The organism is Shinella sp. WSJ-2 (genome assembly GCF_003432075.1).
Taxonomy (GTDB): Bacteria; Pseudomonadota; Alphaproteobacteria; order Rhizobiales; family Rhizobiaceae; genus Shinella.
In genome coordinates this window covers 682,468-707,215 of sequence record NZ_QWBU01000002.1, presented here as the reverse complement: position 1 = coordinate 707,215, position 24,748 = coordinate 682,468, and the positions used below count along the sequence as shown (strand labels likewise).

15 protein-coding genes and 1 tRNA gene are annotated in these 24,748 nt (G+C 63.4%); 3 read left to right on the top strand and 13 right to left on the bottom strand.

Annotated elements, in window-relative coordinates:
* Positions 1–2: 2 nt before the first annotated feature.
* From D0Y60_RS07515 to D0Y60_RS07485, 7 genes are all read right to left on the bottom strand, one after another.
* Positions 3–1,973, bottom strand: coding sequence for a hypothetical protein (locus D0Y60_RS07515; protein WP_117368300.1), 1,971 nt, complete (start codon positions 1,971–1,973; stop codon positions 3–5).
* Positions 1,970–4,345 carry a cellulose biosynthesis cyclic di-GMP-binding regulatory protein BcsB gene (locus D0Y60_RS07510; protein WP_158565418.1) on the bottom strand — a complete coding sequence of 792 codons (2,376 nt, stop codon included), beginning with the start codon at positions 4,343–4,345 and terminating at the stop codon, positions 1,970–1,972. Before D0Y60_RS07510 ends, D0Y60_RS07515 begins: the two co-directional genes overlap by 4 nt.
* A complete protein-coding gene (gene bcsA, locus D0Y60_RS07505; protein WP_245409107.1) occupies positions 4,338–6,599 on the bottom strand; it encodes a UDP-forming cellulose synthase catalytic subunit in 2,262 nt (753 codons plus the stop codon). Before bcsA ends, D0Y60_RS07510 begins: the two co-directional genes overlap by 8 nt.
* A gap of 158 nt (positions 6,600–6,757) precedes the next feature.
* Complete coding sequence (locus D0Y60_RS07500) at positions 6,758–7,684, bottom strand: DMT family transporter (RefSeq protein WP_117368297.1); 927 nt, start codon at positions 7,682–7,684, stop codon at positions 6,758–6,760.
* Positions 7,681–8,250, bottom strand: coding sequence for a TetR/AcrR family transcriptional regulator (locus tag D0Y60_RS07495; protein WP_117368295.1), 570 nt, complete (start codon positions 8,248–8,250; stop codon positions 7,681–7,683). Before D0Y60_RS07495 ends, D0Y60_RS07500 begins: the two co-directional genes overlap by 4 nt.
* A 222-nt stretch (positions 8,251–8,472) precedes the next feature.
* Positions 8,473–8,549: transfer RNA gene (locus D0Y60_RS07490), tRNA-His, on the bottom strand.
* A 147-nt stretch (positions 8,550–8,696) separates the two neighbouring features.
* Positions 8,697–9,146 carry a phasin gene (locus D0Y60_RS07485; RefSeq protein ID WP_117368293.1) on the bottom strand — a complete coding sequence of 150 codons (450 nt, stop codon included), beginning with the start codon at positions 9,144–9,146 and terminating at the stop codon, positions 8,697–8,699.
* Positions 9,147–9,390: 244 nt separating this feature from the next.
* Here D0Y60_RS07485 and D0Y60_RS07480 point away from each other — a divergent pair, with 244 nt between their 5' ends.
* Both D0Y60_RS07480 and D0Y60_RS07475 read left to right on the top strand, forming a co-directional pair.
* Positions 9,391–13,002: an ATP-binding protein gene (locus tag D0Y60_RS07480; protein WP_117368291.1), complete on the top strand. Its 3,612-nt coding sequence runs from the start codon at positions 9,391–9,393 to the stop codon at positions 13,000–13,002.
* A 239-nt stretch (positions 13,003–13,241) separates the two neighbouring features.
* The gene (locus D0Y60_RS07475) at positions 13,242–14,819 is read left to right on the top strand and encodes an iron ABC transporter permease (protein ID WP_117368475.1); all 1,578 of its coding nucleotides are present in this window, start codon (positions 13,242–13,244) and stop codon (positions 14,817–14,819) included.
* Positions 14,820–15,066: 247 nt separating this feature from the next.
* On the opposite strand, the gene D0Y60_RS07470 is transcribed toward D0Y60_RS07475, so the two are convergent.
* Positions 15,067–17,019 carry an acetoacetate--CoA ligase gene (locus D0Y60_RS07470; protein ID WP_117368289.1) on the bottom strand — a complete coding sequence of 651 codons (1,953 nt, stop codon included), beginning with the start codon at positions 17,017–17,019 and terminating at the stop codon, positions 15,067–15,069.
* Between the two features lie 181 nt (positions 17,020–17,200).
* Between D0Y60_RS07470 and D0Y60_RS07465 the strand changes: the two genes are divergently transcribed.
* Positions 17,201–19,051: an AsmA-like C-terminal region-containing protein gene (locus D0Y60_RS07465; protein WP_117368287.1), complete on the top strand. Its 1,851-nt coding sequence runs from the start codon at positions 17,201–17,203 to the stop codon at positions 19,049–19,051.
* An 18-nt stretch (positions 19,052–19,069) separates the two neighbouring features.
* On the opposite strand, the gene D0Y60_RS07460 is transcribed toward D0Y60_RS07465, so the two are convergent.
* From D0Y60_RS07460 to D0Y60_RS07440, 5 genes are all read right to left on the bottom strand, one after another.
* Positions 19,070–19,888 (bottom strand): ABC transporter permease subunit, encoded by an 819-nt coding sequence (locus tag D0Y60_RS07460; RefSeq protein ID WP_117368285.1) that lies wholly within the window; start codon positions 19,886–19,888, stop codon positions 19,070–19,072.
* A 4-nt stretch (positions 19,889–19,892) separates the two neighbouring features.
* Positions 19,893–20,804 (bottom strand): ABC transporter permease subunit, encoded by a 912-nt coding sequence (locus D0Y60_RS07455; protein WP_117368283.1) that lies wholly within the window; start codon positions 20,802–20,804, stop codon positions 19,893–19,895.
* 4 nt (positions 20,805–20,808) lie between these two features.
* Entirely contained in the window at positions 20,809–21,951 is a 1,143-nt protein-coding gene (locus D0Y60_RS07450; protein WP_117368281.1) for an ABC transporter ATP-binding protein, read from the bottom strand.
* 81 nt (positions 21,952–22,032) lie between these two features.
* Positions 22,033–23,127, bottom strand: coding sequence for a polyamine ABC transporter substrate-binding protein (locus D0Y60_RS07445; RefSeq protein ID WP_117368279.1), 1,095 nt, complete (start codon positions 23,125–23,127; stop codon positions 22,033–22,035).
* Positions 23,128–23,311: 184 nt separating this feature from the next.
* Positions 23,312–24,733: a helix-turn-helix domain-containing protein gene (locus tag D0Y60_RS07440; RefSeq protein ID WP_117368277.1), complete on the bottom strand. Its 1,422-nt coding sequence runs from the start codon at positions 24,731–24,733 to the stop codon at positions 23,312–23,314.
* Between the last annotated feature and the right edge of the window lie 15 nt (positions 24,734–24,748).

The following is a 24,748-nucleotide window of genomic DNA, read 5'->3' as shown; positions in this document are numbered from 1 at the left end:
TCCTATCGCAGGGTGACGGTGGATGCGGAAAGGCCAACGGCCGTCGCCGGATCGTAGAACTGCATGTTCAGGCGGGCGAAGACGGCCTGGGCCTGCGCGCGATTGCCGAGATGGTAATAGGACCAGCCACGCAGCTGGCTGAGGTCCGCCGGTTCGGCAACGAGGCTGGCGCGCGCGTTCAGCGCGTCCAGAACCTTCTGGTATTGCTTATGATCGAAGGCCGAGCGGGCGCGCTGCCAGTAGATTTCGGCCCGAACCTCACGCTCGCGTTTCTCCGACATCGGATAGGTCGCGACCATGGCTTCGGCATCGTCCGTCAGGCGGCCGCGCAGCAGCGTAAGGGCGGCACCATAGGCGGCATCCTGTTGCGTGCGGCTGTTATTCAGCGCGGCTTCGAAAGCGTTGCGGGCATCGGCCAGGCGGCTGAGTTCGAGATAGCACCAGCCCTTGATCAGCATGGCATCGGCCGAAACCTTGCCGCGCGCCTCCTGGGCGGAAACATCCTTGACGCAGGCGCTGTAGCGCTTGGCCTTGAAATGTGCGAGGTAGCCCGCCCCGCCACCGCCGGTGGACGACGCGGTGGTATCAGGCATGTCGACGGCCACGCTGCGGCGGCCCTTCGGGGGCGTGGCGACCTTTATCTCGGCCCAGATCTCCGGATAGATCTCGCGGTATTCATCCTCCAGCGCGGCATAGTCCTTCTTCGCGCCGAGACGCAGCAGGCTCAGAGCCAGCCCCTTTACGCGCACGGGCGCGCTTTCCCAATCCAGCGACTTTTCGAACCACGCCTTCGCGGCCTCGAACTGGCTGGAATTATAGGCGTACCAGGCGAGGATTTCCGCATGGTCGGCGTCGGATGTCGCAAGGATGGCATTGCTATAGGCCGTCACCGTCTTCACATCGGCATCCGGCTGGTCGGGTTTCGAGAAGCGCAGCGACAGCGCATTCATCAGGAATTCCGGATCGTCGGAAAATTCCACGATGTAACCCTCGGCGACCGCATAGGCCTCTTCCTGCTTGTTTTCAGCGGCAAGCGAGAGATAGAGGCCCTTGGCGTTCTCCTCGTCGCGTCGCTTGGCAAGGGCGGCCTTGAACCAGCGCTCTGCATTTTCCGGCACCTTGAGCTTCAGATCGTACCAGCCGAGCAGCGACAGATCCTCGAGGCGATCCCCCTTCTCGGCCACCGCGCGCAGCTTGGCGACCTCCCCTTCGGCGATGGGCGTTTGGCGCTTTTCATCCGCGTTGAAATCGGCGACGTCCTTGCGCGTCAGGTCGAGTTCGACCGGCTGGAGACCGGCCTGCAACAGAGGCGAGGTGGCGAGCACGCCCATCGCCTTGCGTACATCGTCCGAGGAAAAATCGCGCGTCGACTTCTGCAGCGTGGTCAGGATCTGTGCATCCGGCAGGCGCTTGTCGCCCTCGCGGAAGAGCAGGCCGCGATAGGTATTCGTCAGCGCGTCCTTGGCGCCCGTTTCGGCATAGGCGTCGAGCAACATCCAGACGAGATCGACCTCGGTTTCGGTCGACGGGTCCAGCGTCCTGGCCGCCTCGATGACGCCCATCCAATCCTTGCGCGCGGTGGCGGCCATCATCTCGACGCGCTGCTTGCGGCGGGCGAGCTTGCCGGAAAAATCCTCGCTCGGGCTCCACTGCGGATTTTCCATCTGGCGGCGGCCGATTTCGGCGGCGATGCCGACGAAATCGTTCTTCTCATAGAGCGCCCAGAGCGCGGTTTCATCCACCTGCTGCGCCACCGGCGCATAGACATCGGCGGGTACGACGAAATCGGGATATTTCAGCCGCAGCCGGTTGGTCTCGGCCTCGAGCCGGTCCTGCTGCTTCTGTTCGGCATAATAATAGAGCGCGGCAAGTTCAACTTCGCCGGGGCCGGACTTGGCCTCTTCCGCCAGCGCGAGCGGAGAGAGCGCCGAGGAACCGAGCAGCAGCGCGGTGAGGAAAAGCGGTGTTCTCATCGATCGGACCTCACGCCCTTGCGCGGCACCGTCAGGCCAAGCCAGACGGCGAAGAGGCCGAGGCAGGCAAGCACGAGCACCACATAGATCTGGAAATTATCGGAGAACCAGGCGGCCGCGACGCGGCGCAGGTTGCCGGGACTGCGATCGGCGAGATCGGCGACATAGCGATCGGCGGCCGGCAGGCTGACCAGCGACAGGCTTGCCGTCTCGATGGTCGCCGTGCCGCCTTGCAGGTCGCGCCAGACGGCAGGCTCAACGAGCCGCTGCACACCGGCATCGACATCACGCGGCGAGTTCGCCTGGATCACCGTCCAGGTGGCAAGGCCGTCGGGCGAGCGCATCTGCGATAGCGTCACCAATGCCCCCTCGCCGTGCGGTGCGACCCGCGCCGTGTTGTCACCCTCATAGCTCAGCCAGCGGCCGAAGCTGCGCGACGCGGCTGAGAACCACAGCTGCGCGCGTGACCCGAAGGACAGCTCATCCTCCTCGGCCGCCGTCGAATTGTGGAAGGCCTGCAACAGGTCGGCAGTGTCGTTGCCAGTGCCGGCGGCACCGTCGGAAACCGACGCCGTCTGTACCTGATCGGGCTTCAGAAGATCGGCGACGGAGGCCGTGACCTCGTCTGCATCCGGGAAGGCCGCCTTGCCGGATGTGCCGAGTTCGGCAAAATCGTTCTGCGAGGAAACGACGAGCGCATCGCGGCCGGTACCTTCGGAGGGGACACCGATGGCGATCTTCGCCGTCAGCGGGGCGCGGGCGGAAAGGGCAAGGCGCGACAGCATGGTGAGGCCGGCGGCCGCGGACTGGCCGTCGGCACGGTCGATCACCAGGTCGAACGGCTTGCCGCCGCCATAGGGATAGGCCTTGCCGGCAAGCGCCGCGAGATCCGGCAGCCGGCCGATACGCGCCAGCGCTGGCACCTCGATCGCCGTCGTGTCGAGCAGGATGAAGCGCGGCTTACCATCGTCGCGCTCTTCCGGCCGGCAGGCGGCATCGGCGGCTGTCGGCAGCTCAGCCAGCAGTTCGACGCGGTTGGCGCCGGGATGGAAGGCGCGCAGCGGCAACTCGATGCGCTTGCCGTCGAACTGTTCGCCCTCGCGATTGCGGAACGGATAGCTCTTCACGACCTTGTCGTTCACGCGCACGAGAAGCTGCGCGGTCTGTTCCAGCCCCGGCGAGGTCGCGGCGTGGAGGCGAAGGTCGATCGTGGCATATTCCGCCGGATAGAAATCGGCGGGCATGTCGACGGTGAAATCGGTGCGCGACAGGCGACCGGAGAAGACGCGGGTCTCGTAACCCGTCTCCTTCAGCAGGCGCCGTTCGCCCGCATCGACGACGAGAGCGCCCCTGCCCTTTTCAAAGATGCCCGACTTCAGGCCATCGGCCATCGGCCCCTTCACGGCTGAGAGTACCGCGGCATTGATATCGCCGAGATTGGCGGCGCGCAGCACGACGCGTGCGCGGTCCGCCTCTGTGCTAGCCTGGACGGAGAGCCCGCGCGGTGCATTGGCAATGCCGAGCTTCGCGAGCGTGGCAGCGCCGGCGCGGTCCATGGCCATGACAAGATCGATGCCCGGCCCGGTGCCCGGCTTGTCACCCACCGAGACCGTCACATCGTCGCGGTTGAGGAAGAGGATCAGCGATTGCAGGACCGGCGCGACCTCGTTCAGCGCTTCGGCACTCAATGCGCCGGGCACGACGATACGCACATCCGTACGGTGCGCGGCGTTGCGGCGAACCGACAGCAGGCTGTCGAAATCCGTAAACGCCGAGGACGCCGCCGTGGCGAAGCCGCTCTGCGCGGGATCGAGCTTCGTCCAGAGCTCATAGGTGGCATCCAGCGCGCAATCGACGCGATGGTGCTGGCGGGCGCGCACGCGCACCACATTGCGGCCGGCTTTGAGAAGCTCCGGGGCGACGGCGATCTTCTCGGTCAGCACGCCGTTCGGCGAGGCGATGGCGAAGCTGCCGGCATCGCGGCCATTGATCTCGATATCCATCTTCGCCGTATCGGGAAGCACCGAGACGGCATTGACATAGGCAAGGTTCAGCGTGCCGCCGGCCGAGACCTGCGGCCCGTCGAGCGCGAAGGTGAAGGTCGCGACATCGTCCTCGCCCGACAGCGTATAGGCGTCCGCCGACTGCTCGAAGGGCACGAGCATGGCGCCAGCTGTGACGGCTTGCGCCTTTTCGTCCTTCACGTCGGCCGGTTGCGGCAGCAGGCCGCCGGAGAGTGCCGTACCGGACAGCGTGGTGCCTTCCAGCAACGGCTTGACGGCATCGGCAACCAGCCCTTCCGCCCGGCCGGCACCGGCCGAGGCGATGAGGAGGGCAAGGCCCAGCGTTCCAAGAAGAGGGGTCTTAGCCATAGGCCTGGGCTCCTGTGAGGACCGGCGGCAGCTCGGCGGCGCGGCCGGGGATCTGGGCATTATTGTCCTTGACGGTAATCGGCGCGTCGGCGACGGAGGTGACGGACCCCTCACGGATGAGGCCGGCGGAGTAGCGCAGTGCTCGTAGCGTCTCGCGGATGCTCCACAGCGCGAAGCGCGAGGTGCCCCAGAAGAAGCTGCGGCGGATTTGGCGGCGCGACAGCCGCTCCTGCAACACCGCCTGGTCGGAGAACATCAGTTCGGCGATGGCCATGAAGGTTTCCGGCGTGCGCTCCTTGTAGGCGAAGCCATAGACGGCGCCTTCACCCTCGCCGCGACTGGAGCGGGAGATCACGTCGAAGGCGATGATCTGGCCAGCGCGGCGCAGCTGGATCGTCGCTTCCAGCGGCGTATCGAGATCGATCGCCGGTGCCTGTTCGACGAACTCCACCGAGATGCCGCCCGAGGATGCATCCTGGATGATGATGTTCTTTAGCTTGCCATCGACCTTCATCAGGGCATGGCGCTTGACCGGCAGGCGCTGGTTGCGGCGCAGCTCGCGGCGTTCGGCGACGACGCCGAGGGCGGCACCGGCAAGGCCGAGATTGATGAGGTTCCAGCCGGCGACGATGGTCAGAAGCTCGGTCGCGACCGGCTCCGTCAGGAAGCGGTAGCCGGAATAAAGGGCGGCCGCGAGAAGGACGAAGAAGATGATGAAATAGGGCCGTGCCAAGGGCGAGAGCATGCTGCGGTCGAGCGTCTGGCCCTTGGCCGTCACGTTGAAGGTCGGTTTGCGCGGGTTGCGCACGACGGAGACGATGGAGCCGAAGAGCAGCACCGACTGGACATATTCATAGAGCTCGGAAACCCAAGGCCAGCGCACGCGGCCATAGAGATAGCTCTGCATGGCGAAGGAGCCGATGAGATAGGTCACCGCATAGGAGGCGAATTCGAGGATGTTCGCCTGATAGATCTCCAGCGAGAAGAAAATGTAGAGCAGCGGCGAGAAGACGAAGGCGAGCCGCGACAGCGGGAACAGCCAGAACAGGTTGATACCCGCGTAGCAGATGCGCTGGGAGAGCGTCAGGCCCTTGGCAAGGAACGGGCGGTTGAGGATCAGGATCTGCAGCATGCCCTGGCACCAGCGAGCGCGCTGGCCGATAAAGGAGACGAAGGTCTCCGGCTGGAGGCCGGCGATCAGCGGCTTGTCGACATAGAGGCTGTGCCAGCCCTTGGAATGCAGCGCCAGCGCCGTCTCGCAATCCTCGGTGATCGACTGGCCGGAGAAACCGTTCGCCGCCGAGAGAGCCGAACGCCGCAGCACCGCTGCCGAGCCGCAGAAGAACGAAGCGTTCCACTTGTCGAGCCCGCGCTGCAGGATCGAATAGAACATCTCGTTTTCCGAGGGCATGCGCGCGAAGGTCTGGAGGTTCTTTTCCAGCGGATCCGGGTTCAGGAAGTAATGCGGCGTCTGGACGAGGAAGAGCTTCTTGTCCTTAGCGAAATAGCCGACGGTCTCGCGCAGGAATTCGCGCACCGGCGCATGGTCGGCATCGAAGACGACGACGAGTTCGCCATGCGAGACCTTCAGGCCCTCGTTGAGATTGCCGGCCTTGGCATGGTCGTTCTGCTTGCGGGCATGATAGACCACGCCGAGCGAAGCGCAGAGCGCCTTCAGCTGCTCGTGCCGGCGAATGGCGGCGATGGAGATGCGCGGATCCCGGTGATTGCGCTTGGCCTCGGTGCCGCCGTCGTCGAGCAGATAGACGGTCAGCTTGTCCTTCGGATAGTGCAGCGACTTGGCGGCGGCGAGCGTGCCGGCCAGAAGCTCCGGCTCCTCGTTATAGGACGGGATGAAGACGTCGACGGTCGGCAGATCGGCCGCATCGCCGAGCTCCGGCGCCTTGCGCTTCAAGGGGTCGGCCAGCATGAAGAAGCTGATCGCCAGCATGGCAAGGCAATACATCTCGGCGAGATAGAGGATCAGGCCGGGGATGAAATTCAGCGGTTCGTATATGCTCGGCAAGGTCTCGGTGGTACGCCAGAACGCATAGCGCATGGCGAGAATGCCGGCAAAGATGAAGGTGACGAGCCGTAAGGTGGTGTTCTCGGGGCGTGTCATCGCCAGGAACATCACGCCGAGCACGGCGAAACTTAAGATAAGCTGGGCCTGGAGGCTGAGTGGCAGCCAGAGAAGGAACAGCCCGATCATGCCAGCGGGAATCGCCAGCCACTTGACGCACGTCATGTGCATTTGAAGAACCCCATTTGCATCGCGGCGGCGCGTCATGCGGACCGGTTCCCATCATGAGAACGGGATGACCCTAGGGATTCATTGGTCAACGGATTCCTAATACAGTGCCAAATCGGGATGCCGGCCGAAAGCGTGGTAAAGGAAGAGTTTACAACCGCTTAGTCGTGCAGCACCGGCCGCGCCCGCGCCACCAGCACGATACCGGCGAGCGAGACGATGAGACCGAGCGCCATCGCCCAGGACAGGGGCTCGCCGAACATCAGGAAGGCCCAGATCATCGTGACCGGCGGACTGAGATAGAGGATCGCCGTCACCCGCGCCGGCGAGGACTTGCGCAAGGCAAGGTAATAGAGGCTCCAGGCCCCGAAGGTGGCGACGAAGACCAGCCAGAGAATGCCGCCAATGAAGCCGCGATCCATGACCGGCAGCACGCCACCCTCACGCCATGCAAGCAGGGAGAAGATCGCGGCGGCCGAGAGGCACTGGAAGCAGAGGCTCTGGTAAACCGGCATGGCATTCACCGCGCTGCGCTTCTGCAAGAGCGTCGCCAGCGCCAGTGACAGCGTACCAAGTACGGGCAGCCCATAGGCCCAGAGCGGTACATTACCCCAATCGAGCGAACCGCCGGATGCGATGATGACGCCGGCAAGGCCGATGAAGGAACCGATCCATTGCCGCCGCGTCAGCGCCTGCCCCAGGATGGGCCAGGACAGGAAGGCGACGGCGAGCGGCAGCATGTCGGTGATCAGCGCGACGAGGCCGGTCGGCACGCCAAGCCCGATCGCCAGCGCGAAACCCGAGAGATAACCGGCCATGGCGAGCGCCCCGAGCAGCATCTGGAAAAGCACATCCCTGCCCCGGATCTTCGGCCCCATGGTGAGCGCGAAGGGCAGGAGCACGAGGCCGGACACGAGGCTGCGCCACAGCAGGATCAGGAAGATCGGCGCATGATCGCTGGCAAAGCGCACGCCGATGAAGCCGGCGCTCCAGCACACGACGAGCGCGGCTTCGAGAAGGATCAGAACGGCAAGCGCGGCAAATCGGTTCGGCCGGCGCACGGGCAACGCGAGATCGGAAACGGTCATAGCTGGTCCACGATCGAAATGGCGATCCGGCGCGCCGCCTTCAGCCGCCCGTCATGGCCATCAAGACCCGCACGAGCCATGGCGCCCTCCAGCACGAAGGAGAGGTGTTCGGCGGTCTCGTCGATTGCCGCAGCTGGCTTCATCTGGCGCAGGTAATCCTTGAAGAGCTGCTCGACCTCTTCCTTCTGGAAGGCGACCGTCGCCCGGCCGGCATCGCCGACGGGAAGTTCCGCCGCAGCATTGAGCAGCCCGCAGCCGCGAAAACCCCAGCCATAGGCGAGCTCGGCATGGTCGACATAGGAATCGAAGACAGCCAATAGTTTTTCCCGCGGTGTTGCGGCTTTGGCGAGCCGCTCACGGTAGAGCACGCGCCATTCTTCCAGTCGCGCATCGAGATAGGCCTTCACCAGATCCGACTTGGAGGCGAAGTTGTTGTAGAGGCTCATCTTGGCGACACCGGCATGGGCGGTAATCGTATCGATCCCTGTCGCCCCCACCCCATCACGATAAAACAGCTCCGCAGCCGCCTTCAGCAACCGCTCCCGCGCCGGTACCCGTTCGCTCATTACTCACCTCGATCTCCATGTAGACCGATCTACCTAATCTTACGATTTGTCAAGAGAACCGTCTTCAGCGGCCAGGTAAAAGCTTCGGGAGGCGCTTGTTGTAAAACGCCACGACGACGTCCGCATGACGACGTGCAAATCAGAAAATGAGGTTTGGGATGGGGAGAGGAAATTCCTCTCTCCCGATAAGTCCTATCGAAACAACTTATCAGGAGAGAGGAATGGTACGGTTGAGTGGGGTCGAACCACCGACCTCAGGTGCCACAAACCTGCGCTCTAACCAACTGAGCTACAACCGCACAAGGGCGCCTCTTCAGCGCTTGGTGCGTCACATACGGGCAGCCGCACCATTTTTCAAGCGTTTTTTATCGGCTCGCACAAACGAAAATGGCCGGACGATCGCCCAGCCATTCTATCACAGGGTCGAAACCCGCGCCATCCAAGGCTTAGGCGGTCTTGAAGGACTTCATGGCCTTTTCGGCGGCCGACTTGCCCGGAGCCGAAACCTTCTCGGCAACCTTCTTGGAGGTTTCCTGAAGCGACTTGGCCTGCTCGACGGCGACTTCGGCCTGCTTGCGCAGGAAAGCGGTCTGCAGTTCGAAGAGTTCGGCAACGGACTTCACGCCGAGCAGGGCTTCCATGTGCGAAAGCGAGTTTTCGGCATTGGTGCGCAGCGCGTCGATGGCCTTGAGGCCGAGTTCGACGGAACCGGCCTGCGCGCTTTCGAGCGTCGCTTCAACGGTCTTGGTCGCGTCTTCGGCGGCTTCCTTCATCTTGGCATAGGCTTCCTTGGTCTGGGCTGCGCCCTTTTCGGCGAAGTCGCGGAAGCTCTCGGAAATCTTGGACGGGTCGATGGAAGCGATCGAGAATACGTCGTCGGTCTTCTTGGTAGCCATGGTATGCGCTCCTTGGTTTGGCCCTCTCTGGAGGCGCCGTGTTCTTGGATGACCTCTATATAAGCGATCCAATTTTGCATTGCAACAATTTTGTGCGCTGCACAATAAACCTTTGAGGCGTTAACCCTTCCGCCCGAAAGCCGCGGGCTTTCAGGCCCCGGTGCTGGACCCTCCGGGGGAGCGCGGCTATTAATAAAGCGTTAATTGAAAACCGGGACGCCGGAAGCCAGATACAGGCCTGAACATGTCTGCAAAGCAGTATCCCTTTATCGACGTTGCCGTCCACGAGCGGGTGCGCCTGCCCTTCGCGCGGGGCGAGGCCGTCGTGCTGTTTTCCAAGGATATGAGCCGGGTTCTCTGGTCGAACGGGCGGGGTGCTGCGCTGTTCGGCGAGGAGAACATCTACGATTTCCTCGATGCCGGCCCGGATCGCGGCGACGTCGCCTTCCGCCAGCTTTCCGCGACCGCCCAACAGTTGCGCCTGCCCGGCGACCGGCGCAGCTTCGTCATGCGCATCGGCAGCGGCTTTCGCAGCGTTCCCGTCACCGCCACCGTCGAGGCCGTGACCATCCGCCCCGGTGACGAGACCATCCTGTTCAGCGCGCCAGTTGCCGCTGGCCGCCAGAGCCAGGAAGAGGCCGCAGCCGCCATGCTCACTGGCTTCGACGATCCCGATACGCATATGGCCGTGCTCGATGGAGAGGGCGCCGTCATCGCCGGCTCCGATGGCTTCGACAGGCTTGCGATCAGCCCCGAAACGCGCCGTACTTTGGTCGAGGCCGCCGGGCGCAGTGTCGAACGTCTCGTCAAGCGCCCCGTCGCCACCGGCCTTGGCCATCTTCCCGCCGCCATCGGCCGTATTTCCAGCGATCCCGCACTGCACCTGCTGTTTGCCGTCGAAACGATCCTTGGCCATCTCGATCCGGATGAGGACGAGGCAGAGCCCATCGCGGCACAGGAAATCGTCACCCCGGAAGCTGAAATCTTTGCCGACGCCGTGGATGTACCCACGCTACAGGATGAACCGGTCGACGAGACGACGGAAGCTTCGCCCGAACCTGTGATTGAAGCGGTCCCGATCGTCGAAGAATCTGCGCTCGAAAGCGCTGCCGAGATCGAAGAACCGGCTGAAACCGTCGAAGAGCCACAGCTGGCAAAGACGCTTCCGCAGCAATTGGAAGAGCCTGAAGAGGCAATCCAGGCCCTCGTCTCCGAGGATGCCAATGTCGATGCGCAGGAAGACGTCGCGGCCGAAGCTGGCGATGAAACCGCAGTCGTCGCGAACGAAGAGGCGGAGCAGGCAGTTCAGGGCTTTGTCTTCAACCGCCAGGGTCGGCCGATCCGTTTCGTCTGGAAGATCGATGCGGAGGGACGTTTCAGCGAGATTTCGGACGAATTCGCCTCGGCCGTCGGCCCGCGTGCGTCGGCCATATCCGGCGCGCGTTTCGTCGATGTCGCAGCACGCTTCGATCTCGATCCCGACGGCAAGATCGGCGATCTGCTCAGCCGCCGCGATACATGGTCCGGCAAGACGATCTTGTGGCCGGTCGAGGGCACGTCGCTTGTCGTTCCCGTCGACCTCGCAGCCCTCCCCACCTATTCTCGCAACCGCGAATTCGATGGTTTCCGCGGCTTCGGCATCGTGCGCATCGCCGATGCCGTCGAGGATGCTCATGCCCGTGGCGTGACGCTGGGCGAGACCCCCGAGACGGAAGAACAGGGTACCGCACCGGCCGACGTGGTCGAAGAGCCGATAGAGGCTGCGGCGGAGGAAACGTCTTCCGCACAGGAAGAGGCCATTATCGAGGCGGACGAACCCGTCGTGGACGAACAGGGCCTGGAATCCACCGAGACCTCGGACAAGGTGGCATCGCCTGTCGAAGCGGAGGAAACACCTGTCACCACTGACGACGAGCAGGACGCTTTCCGCGGCGAGCGCCCGGCGCTTCGCTTGGTGGACACGCCGAACCGCCGCCATTCCGACAAGGTCGTGCAGCTGGAAACGCGGCGCAATCGCGGCGGTCTGTTCGATGGCCTGTCGACCGGCGAACAGGCGGCCTTCCGCGAGATCGCCCGCCAGCTCGGCGAGACCTTCGGCAAGCGCAAGCCGGAGGACCGGCCCGCCGACGGCGCCGCGCATGAGGCGCCCGCAGCCAGCACTGCCGACACTCCGGAGCAGGCCGGCGAAGACGACAACGCTGCCAAAACGATCTTCATCGACACCGATGAACCCGAAACGGAAATGCCCGGCCTCGAAGTCGGTCCGCATGCGGACGACCTTCTCAACGAAGAGCACGTCGGCGAGCGTACGGCGATCGCGCCCCCGCGCACACAGATGGATTACGGCCTCACTGCGACCGTCGTTGACGCCCTGCCCGTCGCACTGCTCGTGCATGTCGGCGACCGGCTGATCCATGCCAACCCGGAATTCTTCCGCTTCAGCGGCTATCGCAGCCTGGAGGACCTCGAAGCCTCCGGCGGTCTCGATATTCTGTTGGCCGCCCCGGACGAGGAAAGCGAAGACGGCGACGGCACGATGGCGTTGCGCCATGCCGATGGCGAAAGCACCAGCCCGGTGCGCGCCCGCCTCCAGTCGATTCGTTGGGAAGACGGCACTGCCTTGATGCTGGCACTGACGCCCGCGCATGAAAAGCCGGCACTGACGCTCATCGAAACCACGCCCGCGCCGGTCCCTGAGACCGAAGAGCGCACGGCCGACAATGCTGCCGTTTCCGCTCTGCGCATCGAGATCAGCGAGCTGCGCTCGATTCTTGAAACCGCGACCGACGGCGTTGTGGTCGTCGGGCAGGATGGCGATATCCGCTCGATGAACCGCTCGGCCAGCGCCCTCTTCAACTATGACGAAGACGAGACGCGCGGCCGGCCCTTCGCCATGCTGTTTGCCCATGAAAGCCAGAAGGCAGTGCTGGACTATCTCGCCGGCCTCTCGGGTCATGGCGTCGCGAGCGTGCTGAACGACGGGCGCGAGGTTATCGGTCGCGAGGCGGCCGGCGGCTTCATTCCGCTCTTCATGACGATGGGCCGGCTCTCCTCGTCGTCCGGCTTCTGCGCCGTCATCCGCGACATCACCCAGTGGAAGCGCACGGAAGAGGAACTGCGCAGCGCCAAGCGCGCCGCCGAGACGGCAAACGCCCACAAGAGCGATTTCCTCGCCCGCGTCAGCCACGAGATTCGCACGCCGCTCAATGCCATCATCGGCTTTTCCGACATGATGGCGACGGAGCGTTTCGGGCCGATCGGCCATCCGCGCTATATCGAATATGCCAACGACATCGGCCGCTCCGGCCGCCATGTGCTCGATATCGTCAACGACCTGCTCGACATTTCCAAGATCGAGGCGGGCGAGATGGATCTCGAATTCACTGCCGTGGGCCTCAACGAGACGATCTCCGAGGCCGTCTCGCTGGTGCAGCCGCAGGCGAACGGCCAGCGCGTCATCATCCGCACCTCGCTTTCCAACAATGTGCCGCAGATCGTCGCCGACCTGCGCTCCATCAAGCAGATCGCGCTCAACATCCTGTCGAATGCCATCCGCTTCACGCCGTCGGGCGGGCAGATCGTCGTTTCCACCGCCTATGAGGCGAATGGCAGCGTCGTGCTGCGCATCCGCGATACGGGCGTGGGCATGACGCGCAGCGAGCTGGAACAGGCGATGAAGCCCTTCCGTCAGGTGACGACCGGCGCCCGCAAACGCGGCGACGGCACCGGCCTCGGCTTGCCGCTGACCAAGGCGATGGTCGATGCCAACCGGGCGAATTTCTCGATCAGCTCCACGCCGAACGAAGGCACGCTGGTCGAGGTGAGCTTCCCCTCGCCGCGCGTGTTGGCGGATTGAAAGCGATCGGCATCCGCGCTCTCCCGCATTTGTGTACCGGCGGGTGATTTCGCTCGGTGGCAAAATGCTCTAGGACCGACAAAACGCCTTTCGGCGGCCTCTAATCGGGGCCGCCGCATCGTCGAGGAAACGTCTTGCAGGTCCAGTCCGAAAGCGCGCCGCGCGTGCATCGCCGCTCGGGTGCGGCGCGCCATCCGCTTCTCTCCGCCTCTGCGGTGCTTGCCGCGGCAATCGTGCTCATGCCGGCGATCGCCATCGTCGTCATCGCGGCGACGGGTGGTGTCGACAACTGGCCGCATCTTCTGAGCAATGTCATTCCGCGCGCGACGCTCCGCACGCTCATCCTGCTGGCCGGTGTCGCCACACTGACCACTACCACCGGCGTCATCACGGCCTGGCTAGTGGCGAGCTGCGACTTTCCCGGCCGCCGGGTCCTGTCTGGCCTGCTCGTCCTGCCGCTCGCCATTCCCGCGTATCTCGGTGCCTATGCCTTTGCGGAGTTCTTCTCCTTCACCGGCCCGGTGCAGACGGCCTATCGCGGCCTCTTCGGCTTCCAGACGAGCCGCGACTACTGGTTTCCCGAAGTGCGCACCACCGGTGGCGCCATGCTCGTGCTGTCGAGCGTGCTCTATCCCTATATCTATCTCGCCGCCCGCTCGATGTTCCTCATGCAGGGCCGCGCGGCAGCGGATGTGGCCCGCACGCTCGGTGCCGGGCCGCTCAAGGTTTTGGCAAGAATCCAGATCCCCATGGCGCGGCCGGCCATCATGGTGGGGCTGACGCTCGTCGCCATGGAAACGCTGAACGATATCGGCGCGGTCGAATATCTCGGCGTGCAGACGCTTACCTTCTCGATCTTCGACACCTGGCTCAATCGCGGCAGCCTTGCCGGGGCTGCGCAGATCGCCTGCGTCATGCTGGTCTTCGTCGTCTGCCTGATGATGGTGGAACGCGCCGCACGCCGCCGGCAGCGCTTCGCCAGCCAGAAGACGACGGCCGCGGTGCACGATCCCGTGCGCCTCCAGTTGAAAGGCTGGAAGAAATGGGCGGCGAGCCTCGCCTGCCTCTTGCCGCCGGTCATCGGTTTCGCCATTCCGGTTTATGTACTCGGCGGCTACGCCACGCGCCGGCTCGAGGAATTCGCCTCGACGCGGCTGCTCTCGGCGCTCTGGAACAGCGTGCTCGTCTCGGGCTCGACAGCCATCGTCGCCGTGCTGCTCGCTTTCCTGCTGACCTATGCCGCGCGCACGACCCGCTCGCGCCTCAACAGCGCCGCCGGACGTTTCGCCTCCTTCGGCTATGGCGTGCCCGGGACGGTGCTGGCCATGGGCGTGCTCATTCCGCTTGCCAATTTCGACAACGCGGTCGATGCCTTCCTGCGCGCCAACTTCGGCATTTCGACCGGCCTCGTTCTTTCCGGCACCGGCTTTGCCATCATCTATGCCTGCACGGTGCGGTTCCTGACGATGGCCGAGGGAACGATCGATGCCGGCTTCCACAAGCTCTCGCCGCATCTCGACATGGCCGCCCGCACGCTCGGCCGCACCAGCAGCCAGACGCTTTGGACCGTGCTCCTGCCGATGATGCGCCCCGCGACGCTGACGGCTGCCCTCCTCGTCTTCATCGAGACGATGAAGGAGCTCTCGGCAACGATCATGCTGCGCCCGTTCAACTTCAATACGCTGGCGACGCTGGTCTATGAGGATGCCTCGCGGGCAAAGGTGGAGGATGCCGGCGTCCCCGCGATCATCATCGTTGCCGTCGGGCTCATTCCGGTCTTTCTGGTGTCCCGCTCGCTGGACAAAACGCGCAAATAAAAAAAGGGCGGCAAAAGCCGCCCCGATAGTTTGAATGCTGTCCAACAAAAGCGAAGGTGAACGGCTTCATGCCATCGGGGTCGGGTGCGACCGGAACGCCCTTCATCGGGCGCGCTCAAGTTGGGACGACCTTGCCCCATTCCGGCTTAACAAAACCTTACCCGGCTCGTTCCGACACAAACCTTTTGTTCACATCTTCGTGCATTGGTTAATTCGACCGGCAAGAAATCGTTAATGTCGACGCCGCTCAGGCTTGGAGTGCCGCGAGATTGGCGAAAAGGTCGAGCGCTTCCGGATTGGCGAGCGCCTCCTTGTTCTTGACGGGCCGGCCGTGCACGACCTCACGCACCGCAAGCTCGACAATCTTACCGGATTTGGTGCGCGGAATGTCGGTTACCTGAATGATCTTCGCCGGCACGTGGCGCGGCGATGCGCCGGTGCGGATCTTCGTCCGAATGGTCTTTTCCAGCACCTCGTCCAGCACCGTGCCGGGCGCAAGGCGTACGAAAAGCACGACGCGCACGTCGTCGTCCCAGTCCTGACCGATGCACAGCGCCTCGACGACCTCTTCCAGCTGTTCGACCTGGTTGTAGATTTCCGCCGTGCCGATGCGTACCCCGCCGGGGTTCAGCGTCGCGTCCGAGCGGCCATGGATGATGATGCCGTCATGGCTGGTCCATTCGGCGAAGTCGCCGTGGCACCAGACATTGTCGAAACGCTCGAAATAGGCCGCGCGGTATTTCGCGCCGTCGGCATCGTTCCAGAACATCACCGGCATGGAGGGAAAGGCCTTGGTGCAGACCAGCTCGCCCTTCTCGCCGCGCACGGGATGGCCGTCCTCGTCCCAGACATCCATGGCAAGGCCGAGGCCTGCGCCCTGGATTTCGCCGCGCCAGACCGGCTTCAAGGGAATGCCGAGCACGAAGCAGGAGACGATATCCGTGCCACCGGAAATGGAGGCGAGCTGCACGTCCGGCTTGATGCCCTCATAGACGAAGGAGAAGCCTTCCGGCGAAAGCGGCGAGCCGGTGGAGGTGAGAAGCCGCAGGCTGGAGAGGTCATGCGTCGTTCGCGGCGTGAAGCCGCCCTTGCGCACGGCATCGATATATTTGGCCGAGGTGCCGAAGACGGCAAACTTTTCGTCCTGCGCATAGTCGAACAGGACATTGCCGTCGGGATGGAAAGGCGAACCGTCGAACAGGCAGAGCGTGGCACCGACGGCGAGACCCGAGACCAGCCAGTTCCACATCATCCAGCCGCAGGTGGTGAAGTAGAACAGCCGGTCGCCCTCCACGAGGCCGCAATGCAAGGCGTGTTCCTTCAGGTGCTGGAGCAGCGTGCCGCCGGCCGAATGCACGATGCATTTCGGCACACCCGTCGTACCCGAGGAGAAGAGGATATAGAGGGGGTGGCGGAAGGGCAGCTGCGCGAAGGTGAGCGGTTTCGCCTCGTAGGCCGCGGTCAACACGTCGAGCGTGCGGCCATCCGGCAGCGCACCGGCCAGCGCGTCTGCGTCTCCGGCATAGTGCACCACGAGCACGGGCACGCCGAGCTTGCCGGCCACGGCCTGCACCTTGGCGGAGACATCCTGCAATTTGCCGGCATACCAGTAGGCATCGCAGGAGATGAACAGCTTCGGCGCGATCTGGCCGAAGCGGTCGAGCACACCCTGTTCGCCGAAATCAGGCGAGCATGACGACCAGATGGCGCCGAGCGAGGCGGCGGCGAGCATGCAGGCGATGGTCTCCGGCATGTTCGGCATCATGGCGGCGACGCGGTCGCCCTCCCCGATCCCCATGGCGGCAAAAGCCTGCTGGAGTTTCGAAACGCGGGCGCGCAAATCGTCCCACGACCAGCGATAGGAAACCTTGTCTTCGCCACGGAAGACGATGGCATCTTCAGAACCACTCTTCCGGAGCAGGTTTTCCGCAAAGTTCAGACGGCCCTCGGGAAAGAACCGGGCGTCCAGCATGCGATCGCCGTTCTCCAGCGCGACACCGCCCTTTTCGCCGATGGCTCCGCATTCGTCCCAGATCGCCGTCCAGAAGGCGGCGCGGTCTTCGACGGACCACGCGTGAAGTGCGTCATAAGTCGTGATGTCGCGACCGGCGATGCGGCCGGCGGCCTTCATGAACAGGGCCATCGGGCTCATTGACAGGATGTCGGCCGAAGGTTCCCACAGGGGCAATTCTGACGTCATGCTTTCCTCCACTCCATCGCATTCGTATATCATGTTGCGACGCAATAAAAAGCACCGGCTGCCGGTTCGCGGCACCGATGAACGCAATTCCGCCATGGCAACATTTGATTTCTTTCTCCCGAGCGCCTATCCCCTTCGCGCAACCCTACGAAAGAGCTGACGGCAGAGGATCCGTGCCCGAATGACACTGTCCCGTTTCATCCGCTCGAAGCTCCTGGTACGGGGTCTGCTTGTCGCGCTTGCCTTGCTGTTTGCGGTGCGCGTCGGCGTTCCCTTCCTCCTCCAGACCGACACCGTCGGCAAGGGGATCAAGGAAACGCTGGAAGCCTGGACGGGTGCAGAGGTGCGCATCGGCAAGGAACCGGAATTTGCCTTCTGGCCCTATCCGCGCGTGACGATCGGCAATGTGCACATCGCCACGCGCCCGGTGGACGGCAAGAGCGAGGAACTGGCGTCCGTCGAGACGATTTCGGCGACCTTCGACCTGATCGGTGCGGTACGCGGCGTTCCTGTTTTCAGCGATCTCGAACTTGTGCGCCCGACGGTGCGCGTCGGCTGGAATGCGGCAGGCGCCTTCAACTGGAAACACAACGGCTGGCTGGTACAGGCAGTCGATGCGACCACCGCAACGCCGGAGGGGCAGGCCATCCCTGCCATGCCGAGCGAACGCCTTGGCACGGTCACTGTCACTGATGGTATTCTTGAGATAGCCCATGCAGGCGAAACGTCTGCCTATCGCGTCACCGATATCAACGGCATCGTCACCTGGCCGGCGCTGCGCCAGCCCATGGACCTCTCGCTTTCCGGCATCGTCAACGGCGAGATGACCCGTTGGACCTTCGGCTGCGACCAGCCGCTGGCACTCTTGGCGGGGCGCAACGCCAATGCCCGCACCAGCTTCTCCGCCGATCCGGCCACGCTCAATTTCGAGGGCATGGCCAACCTTTCGCACGCCGCCTTCGTTGCTGGCACCATGCAGCTCTCGACACCTTCGCTTGCCCATCTGCTGGCCTGGCAGGGCAAGGACATTTCCGCGATCGGCAATGTCGGGTCGGTGAATATCGAGGCGAAGGTCGCGACGGCGGGTTACGCGGCCAAGCTGGAGGACGTGAAGCTTGCCCTCGACAATGCCGAGGCGACCGGCGTGCTCGACGTCAACCTGCCGCCGCAGGGCCTGCCGCAGATCGGCGGCACGCTGGCTTTCGATCACATCGATCTCAAGACCCTGCTCTCGGCCTTTGCACCGTTGCTGGGCTCCAAGGAACCCGCAACGCCGGTCGATACCGCGTTCGTGCATCAATTCGGCATGGATCTGCGCCTCTCGGCGAAAACGGCGGAATTTGCACCCTTTTCGCTGCAGGGTCTCGCCGCCGGCATGCGGATCGAAAACGGCCGCGCGTCCTTCGACGTCGGCGACAGCACGCTTCTCGACGGCCGCATGACCGGCCGCATCGCACTCAACGAACAGGGTTTTCGCGGCGGCGCTGAGATGCAGATGTCGCTTGATAATGTCGATATCGGCACCGTCGTCAGCACGCTCGCGCTGCCCGGGCCGCTGCCGTCAGGCCATGGCTCGGCCGATTTCGAGCTCTCGACGGACCGGCCGCTCTGGGCGACGACGCTGTCGGATATGTCGGGCCAGTTCCGCCTGCGCATGGGACCGGGCACGCTGACCCACTTCAACCGCCTGGCCTTCGAGGAACAGGCGGCGAAGAACGCCTTCTTCAGCATCTCCAGTACTGCGGATGGCTCCTTCGACTTCGTGCGCGCCGATCTGGAAGCGCGGCTCGACCGCGGCATTGCCGAACTCACCAAGGCGGAAATCGAAGGGACGGAGAAACTTCTGACACTGTCCGGCATGATCCACTATCGTTCGGGAAGCCTGGCGCTGGCCGGCACGCTGGCCGATCGGCCGCAGGCGGATGCGACGGCCGTGGTCAATCCGGCCCTCAGTTTTTTCGTCGGCGGGTCCTGGCCGGAGCCGGTGATCTCGCCGATCTCGATCCTGACGGGGCAGCAGCCCCGCCAGTAATCGCATTTTCCGGAATACTCAGCGGCCCGCGAAGGCCGCTTGCTCGTCGCGCTGGCGCTGCACTTCGCGCCGCTTGGTCATGACCGAGGCAATGATCACGCCGATGGCGACGAAGCCGATGAGCAGGGTGCAGGCCGCATTGATTTCCGGCGTCACACCCAAGCGCACCTGGCTATAGATCTTCATCGGCAGCGTGGTGGCACCGGGGCCCGAGGTGAACGAGGAGATGACAAGATCGTCAAGCGACAGCGTCAGCGCCAGCATCCAGCCTGACAGAACAGCAGGCGCGATGATCGGCAGCGTCACCTCCAGGAAGGTCCTGACCGGTGTCGCACCAAGATCGAGCGCGGCCTCCTCGACCGAGCGATCGAAAGACAGGAGGCGCGACTGCACCACCACCGTCACGAAGCACATCGAGAAGGTGATGTGCGCCAGCATGACCGTGACGAAGCCGCGGTCGAAGCCGATGGCGACAAAGAGCAGGAGCAGCGACAGGCCGGTGATGACCTCCGGCATGACGAGCGGTGCATAGACCATGCCGGAGAACAGCAGCCGGCCGCGAAAGCGCGTATAGCGCGTCAGCGCCAGCGCCGCCATGGTGCCGAGTGCGGTGGCCGCCGTTGCCGAGATCAGCGCCACGCGGATCGTCACCCAGGCGGCGTCCATCAGGCCCTGATTGTGGAACAGCGAGACGTACCATTTGGTCGAGAAGCCGGCCCACACCGTCACGAGCTTGGACTCGTTGAAGGAGAAGACGACCAGGAGCACGATCGGCAGATAGAGGAAGGAGAAGCCGAGAACGACCGATGCTATATTGAAACGGGACCAGGTGTTCATGGGCTTACCTCCCCTGCTCTTCGGCCTTGGCCTGCGCATTCTGGAAGAACACGATGGGCACGACCAGGATGAGGAGCAGGATAGTGGCGACGGCAGCCGAGACCGGCCAGTCGCGGTTTGCGTTGAATTCGTTCCACAGCGTCTTGCCGATCATCAGCGTCTGCGATCCGCCGAGCAGGTCGGGAATGACGAACTCGCCCACGGCCGGAATGAACACGAGCATGCAGCCCGCGATGATGCCGGGAATGGAGAGCGGGAAGGTCACCTTCCAGAAGGCCGTGATCTGCGGGCAGCCGAGGTCCTGTGCGGCCTCGATCAGCGTGTTGTCCATCTTTTCCAACGCGGAATAGAGCGGCAGGATCATGAAGGGCAGGTAGGAATAGACGATGCCGATATAGATCGCCCAATTGGTGTTCATGATGATCAGCGGCTGGTCGATGACGCCGATGTTCATCAGGAACTGGTTGAGCAGGCCTTCGGGCTTCAGAATGGCGATCCAGGCATAGACGCGGATGAGGAAGCTCGTCCAGAACGGCAGGATCACCAGCATCAGGAGCGTGGGACGCAGCGTTCGCGGCGCCTGCGCCATGCCATAGGCGATGGGATAGCCGATCAGGAGCGTCACCAGCGTGGAGACGCCGGCGATCCAGAGGCTCGACATATAGGCGTTGAAATAGAGCGCGTCCTCGGTCAGCCAGACGAAATTGTCGAAGCTGAACTGCCCCATCTTCTGCCAGACACCCGACAGGCCGTCCGACCATGCGAACGCCGGCTCGTAAGGCGGCTGGGCGATGGCGGTGGTGGACAGCGAGATGCGAAAGACGATGAAGAACGGGATGAGGAAGAAGAACAGCAGCCAAGCATAGGGAATAATGATGACAAGGCGGCTGAAGATGGCGGAGCCGAGCTTCTTCATCGCATCAATCCTTCAGCACGACGCCGGCCGTCTCGCCGAAGGAGACCCAGACCTTCTCGTCATAGGCGATCGGGTCCTCGACCTCGCGCTGGGCATTCAGCATGGAGGCCTTCACCACCTTGCCGCTGTCGAGCTTGACGTAGAACACTGTCATGTCGCCGAGATAGCCGATGTCCCAGATCTCGCCCTGCGCCGCATTGACCGAAGCATCGGCCGGAGCGGCGCGTGTCACCTTCAGCTTTTCCGGGCGGATGGCGAAGCCGGCGGCAGAGCCGGTGGCCGGCGTGCTGCCGGTGGCGGTGCGGATGGTGAAGCCTTCGGCGACGGCGAGCTCGATCTTGCCGTTGCCACTGGCAGAAACCTTGCCGTCGAGAATGTTCACGTCGCCGATGAAGTCGGCCACGAAGCGGGAGTTCGGCGCTTCATAGATTTCCGCCGGCGTGGCGACCTGGATGACCTTGCCATGGCTCATCACCGCGATGCGGTCGGCCATGGTCATCGCCTCCTCCTGGTCGTGGGTCACGACGACGAAGGTCAGGCCAAGTTCCTGTTGCAGGTCCATCAGTTCGAACTGGGTTTCCTCGCGCAGCTTCTTGTCGAGCGCGCCGAGCGGCTCGTCGAGCAGAAGCACCTTCGGGCGCTTCGCAAGCGAGCGGGCGAGCGCCACGCGCTGGCGCTGGCCGCCGGAAAGCTGGTGCGGCTTGCGCTTGGCGAACTTTTCGAGCTTCACCAGCTTGAGCATCTGGGCGACGCGCTCGGCAATCTCGTTCTTCGGCATGCCGTCCTGGCGCAGGCCGAAGCCGATATTGCTCTCCACCGACATGTGCGGGAAGAGCGCGTAGGACTGGAACATCATGTTGACGGGCCGCTTGTAGGGCGGAATGCCGGCAATGTCCTGGCCGTCCAGAATGATCTCGCCCGAGGTTGGCCGTTCGAAGCCGGCGAGCATGCGCAGGAGCGTGGACTTGCCGCACCCCGAGGCGCCGAGCAGCGCGAAAAACTCGCGATGGTAGATGTTGAGCGTGAGATCGTCGACGGCCGTGAAATCGCCGAACCTCTTCGTGACATTGCGGAACGTGATATACGGTTTTGCGTCCGGGTCCGTCCACGGTGCAAAGGCGCGACGAATATTGCCGAGAGATTTCATTGCCTGTCCCCATCTCTTATTTTGGGCAACTCATAAGAAAAATGCCCGGAAGAGACTTCCGGGCAATTCGCTTTGGACCGGTTATTGGCCGGTCACGATCTTGGTCCAGGTGCGCGTGAACAGGCGCTGCGTCTTCGGATCCAGAGTCGTGTTGGTGAAGAGCTTCTTCAGCGTCTCGTCATCCGGATAGATCGTCGTGTCCTTGATGATCTCTTCCGGCATCACGGCCTGCGCAGCCTTGTTGCCATTGGCATAGTGGATGTAGGTCGATGCCTTGGCGATGACTTCCGGGCGCATGATGTAGTCGAGGAAGGCGTGGGCCTCTGCGACATGCGGCGCGTCGGCGGGGATCGCCATCTGGTCGAACCACATCTGCGTGCCTTCCTTCGGAATGGCATAGCCGATTTCGACGCCGTTCTTGGCTTCTTCCGCGCGGTCGCGGCCCTGGAAGATATCGCCCGACCAGCCGACAGCGATGCAGATATCGCCGTTGGCAAGGCCGTTGATAAACTCAGACGAATGGAACTTGCGCACGAAGGGCCGGATCTTCTGCAGGGCTTCCTCGGCCTTTGCGATATCGGCCGGGTCATGGCTGTCGGGGTTCAGACCCAGATAGGCGAGCGTCACCGGAATGATGTCGGTCGGAGAATCCAGCAGGTTGATGCCGCAATCCTTGAGCTTTTCGGCATTGGCCGGATCGAAGATCACGTTCCAGCTGTCAATCTGGTCGGTGCCGAGCGCTTCCTTGATCTTGGCCTTGTTATAACCGATACCGATCGTGCCCCACATATAGTTGATCGAATATTCATTGCCCGGGTCGAACGGCTGCATACGCGTCGCGACCATGTCCCACATGTTCTTCAGGTTCGGCAGCTTGGACTTGTCGAGCTTCTGGTAGACGCCGGCTGCGATCTGGCGCTGGAGGAACGTGTTGGTCGGTACGACCACATCATAGCCGGTGCCACCGGCGAGCAGCTTCGTTTCGAGAATTTCGTTCGAGTCGTAGACGTCGTAGACGACCTTGATGCCGGTTTCCTTGGTGAAGTCGTCGATGATCGAACTGTCGATATAGTCCGACCAGTTATAGACGTTGACCACCTTATCTTCTGCCAGGGCGCTGCCCGCGCCAAGCATCGCGCCGAGAGCGGCCGTCGCCAAAAGAATACGTTTTATCATTGATTTATCTCCCAGTTTCTTTCGCGGGTCTATGAGTTCGTAGGAAGAACAGTCGCCGATTATGGTTGTTTTTCGGGAGGCGACAAGCTGCATTCTACGCAAACAGAGAGCGAATTTTGATATCACATTGTTCCCATTCCTATCAGATTTCAAAACCTATCGGTGACGGAAATCAAGCGGAAATTTACTGGAAGTCGAAAAGGCTGAGGCCCGCGACCATTTCATCGAGCCCCAGAGGACGTGTCACAGGGGGCTCCGCGCGGGCCAGACATCCCTGCCTCTCGCACAACCGGCAGGCCGTGCCGACTGCGACTGCGACGGCACCGTCGCGGCGCACCGCCTCGCCATAGACCGTCTCCTCCGCATGGGCAGCATCGCAGCCGAGCAGCAGCGCGGTGCGGCGCACCCGTTCGGCAAAGGCGCCCTGCGGTCCTTCCAGCGTGCGCGATACCGTCAGGAACACCCCGCCATCCGGCATCTCGACGCGGTCGACGAGGATCTGCCCCGGCTGGGAGAAGGCCGAATGCACGCCGAGCTTCGGACAGCCGCCGCCGAAGCGTGCCTGTGGAAAGCCCTGTGCGCCGGCCCGGCGGAAGCGATGGCCGGCATTGTCGATTTCCAGCATGAAGAAGGGCACGCCCGTCTTGCCCGGCCGCTGCAGCATGGTCAGGCGGTTCGCGGCCTGCTCGAAGGAGACGCCGAAGCGGGAGCGCAGCACGTCGACATCGTAGCGCACGCGCTGCGCCGTCGCATGGAAGGCCTCATAGGGCATCATCAGCGCATGGGCGGCATAGCGCGCCAGCTCGAAGCGGGCGATGCGCTTTGCCTCCGCCGTCGAGAAGGCAAGCAGGTCGAGTTCGGCGAAGATCTCATCCTGAAGCGCCAGCTGCACCGTCTCCATGGCGATCTCGCGCAGCTGGTCGAAGGGCGACAGGCGCTCGGAGAGAAAGAGGCGCATGGAGTGCCGGTCGAAGCGGCGGCGCAGGTTTGGCATGGTATGGACCGGTAGCGCGCGCACTACGACGCCATGTTCCTTGCGCAGCCAGCCCTTCAGGGCATTGCTCAGGTCGTCGCCGGGCGCCAGCGCCGCGTGAAACCGCTCGGCCGCCTCCTCGATGGCTCCGAAATAGTTGGGCCGCCCTTCCAGCTTGTCGCGCACCTCGTCCATCGGCAGCAGCGTGCCGGCAAGCGTGGTGGCGTGCCCTTCGCGGGCGAGCAGATCGGCAAGATCGGTAAGGCGCGCGGCCTGTTCGCGATAGGCGCGGTAGAGTTTAACGATGCCGCTCGCGACATTCGGCGCGGCATCGGCGATTTCCACCAGTTCGTGATCCCCCGGAAGTTCACCCGAGAGCAGCGGATCGGCAAAGACCTCGCGCAGCTGGCGGGCATTGCCGGCGCTCTCACCCTGGAGATCGTCGAGATCGACCTTGTAAACGGAGGCGAGCCGCAGCAGCAGCTGCACGGTCAATGGTCGCTGGTTGCGCTCGATGAGGTTGAGATAGGACGGCGAGATCGACAGGCCCTCGGCCATCGCCGTCTGGGTCAAGCCGAGCGTGTTGCGGATGCGCCGGACTTTCGGGCCGGCAAAAATCTTGTTCTCGGCCATATGTCACATCCTTTA

What these genes read in the sequence shown, in the direction of transcription:
- D0Y60_RS07480 (WP_117368291.1), top strand. Translation starts at nt 9,391, where the DNA reads ATGTCTGCAAAGCAGTATCCCTTTATCGACGTTGCCGTCCACGAGCGG.
- D0Y60_RS07470 (WP_117368289.1), bottom strand. Translation starts at nt 17,019, where the DNA reads ATGACGTCAGAATTGCCCCTGTGGGAACCTTCGGCCGACATCCTGTCA.
- bcsA (WP_245409107.1), bottom strand. Translation starts at nt 6,599, where the DNA reads ATGCACATGACGTGCGTCAAGTGGCTGGCGATTCCCGCTGGCATGATC.
- D0Y60_RS07445 (WP_117368279.1), bottom strand. Translation starts at nt 23,127, where the DNA reads ATGATAAAACGTATTCTTTTGGCGACGGCCGCTCTCGGCGCGATGCTT.
- D0Y60_RS07450 (WP_117368281.1), bottom strand. Translation starts at nt 21,951, where the DNA reads ATGAAATCTCTCGGCAATATTCGTCGCGCCTTTGCACCGTGGACGGAC.
- D0Y60_RS07515 (WP_117368300.1), bottom strand. Translation starts at nt 1,973, where the DNA reads ATGAGAACACCGCTTTTCCTCACCGCGCTGCTGCTCGGTTCCTCGGCG.
- D0Y60_RS07495 (WP_117368295.1), bottom strand. Translation starts at nt 8,250, where the DNA reads ATGAGCGAACGGGTACCGGCGCGGGAGCGGTTGCTGAAGGCGGCTGCG.
- D0Y60_RS07485 (WP_117368293.1), bottom strand. Translation starts at nt 9,146, where the DNA reads ATGGCTACCAAGAAGACCGACGACGTATTCTCGATCGCTTCCATCGAC.
- D0Y60_RS07455 (WP_117368283.1), bottom strand. Translation starts at nt 20,804, where the DNA reads ATGAAGAAGCTCGGCTCCGCCATCTTCAGCCGCCTTGTCATCATTATT.
- D0Y60_RS07510 (WP_158565418.1), bottom strand. Translation starts at nt 4,345, where the DNA reads ATGGCTAAGACCCCTCTTCTTGGAACGCTGGGCCTTGCCCTCCTCATC.
- D0Y60_RS07475 (WP_117368475.1), top strand. Translation starts at nt 13,242, where the DNA reads ATGCCGGCGATCGCCATCGTCGTCATCGCGGCGACGGGTGGTGTCGAC.
- D0Y60_RS07465 (WP_117368287.1), top strand. Translation starts at nt 17,201, where the DNA reads ATGACACTGTCCCGTTTCATCCGCTCGAAGCTCCTGGTACGGGGTCTG.
- D0Y60_RS07460 (WP_117368285.1), bottom strand. Translation starts at nt 19,888, where the DNA reads ATGAACACCTGGTCCCGTTTCAATATAGCATCGGTCGTTCTCGGCTTC.
- D0Y60_RS07440 (WP_117368277.1), bottom strand. Translation starts at nt 24,733, where the DNA reads ATGGCCGAGAACAAGATTTTTGCCGGCCCGAAAGTCCGGCGCATCCGC.
- D0Y60_RS07500 (WP_117368297.1), bottom strand. Translation starts at nt 7,684, where the DNA reads ATGACCGTTTCCGATCTCGCGTTGCCCGTGCGCCGGCCGAACCGATTT.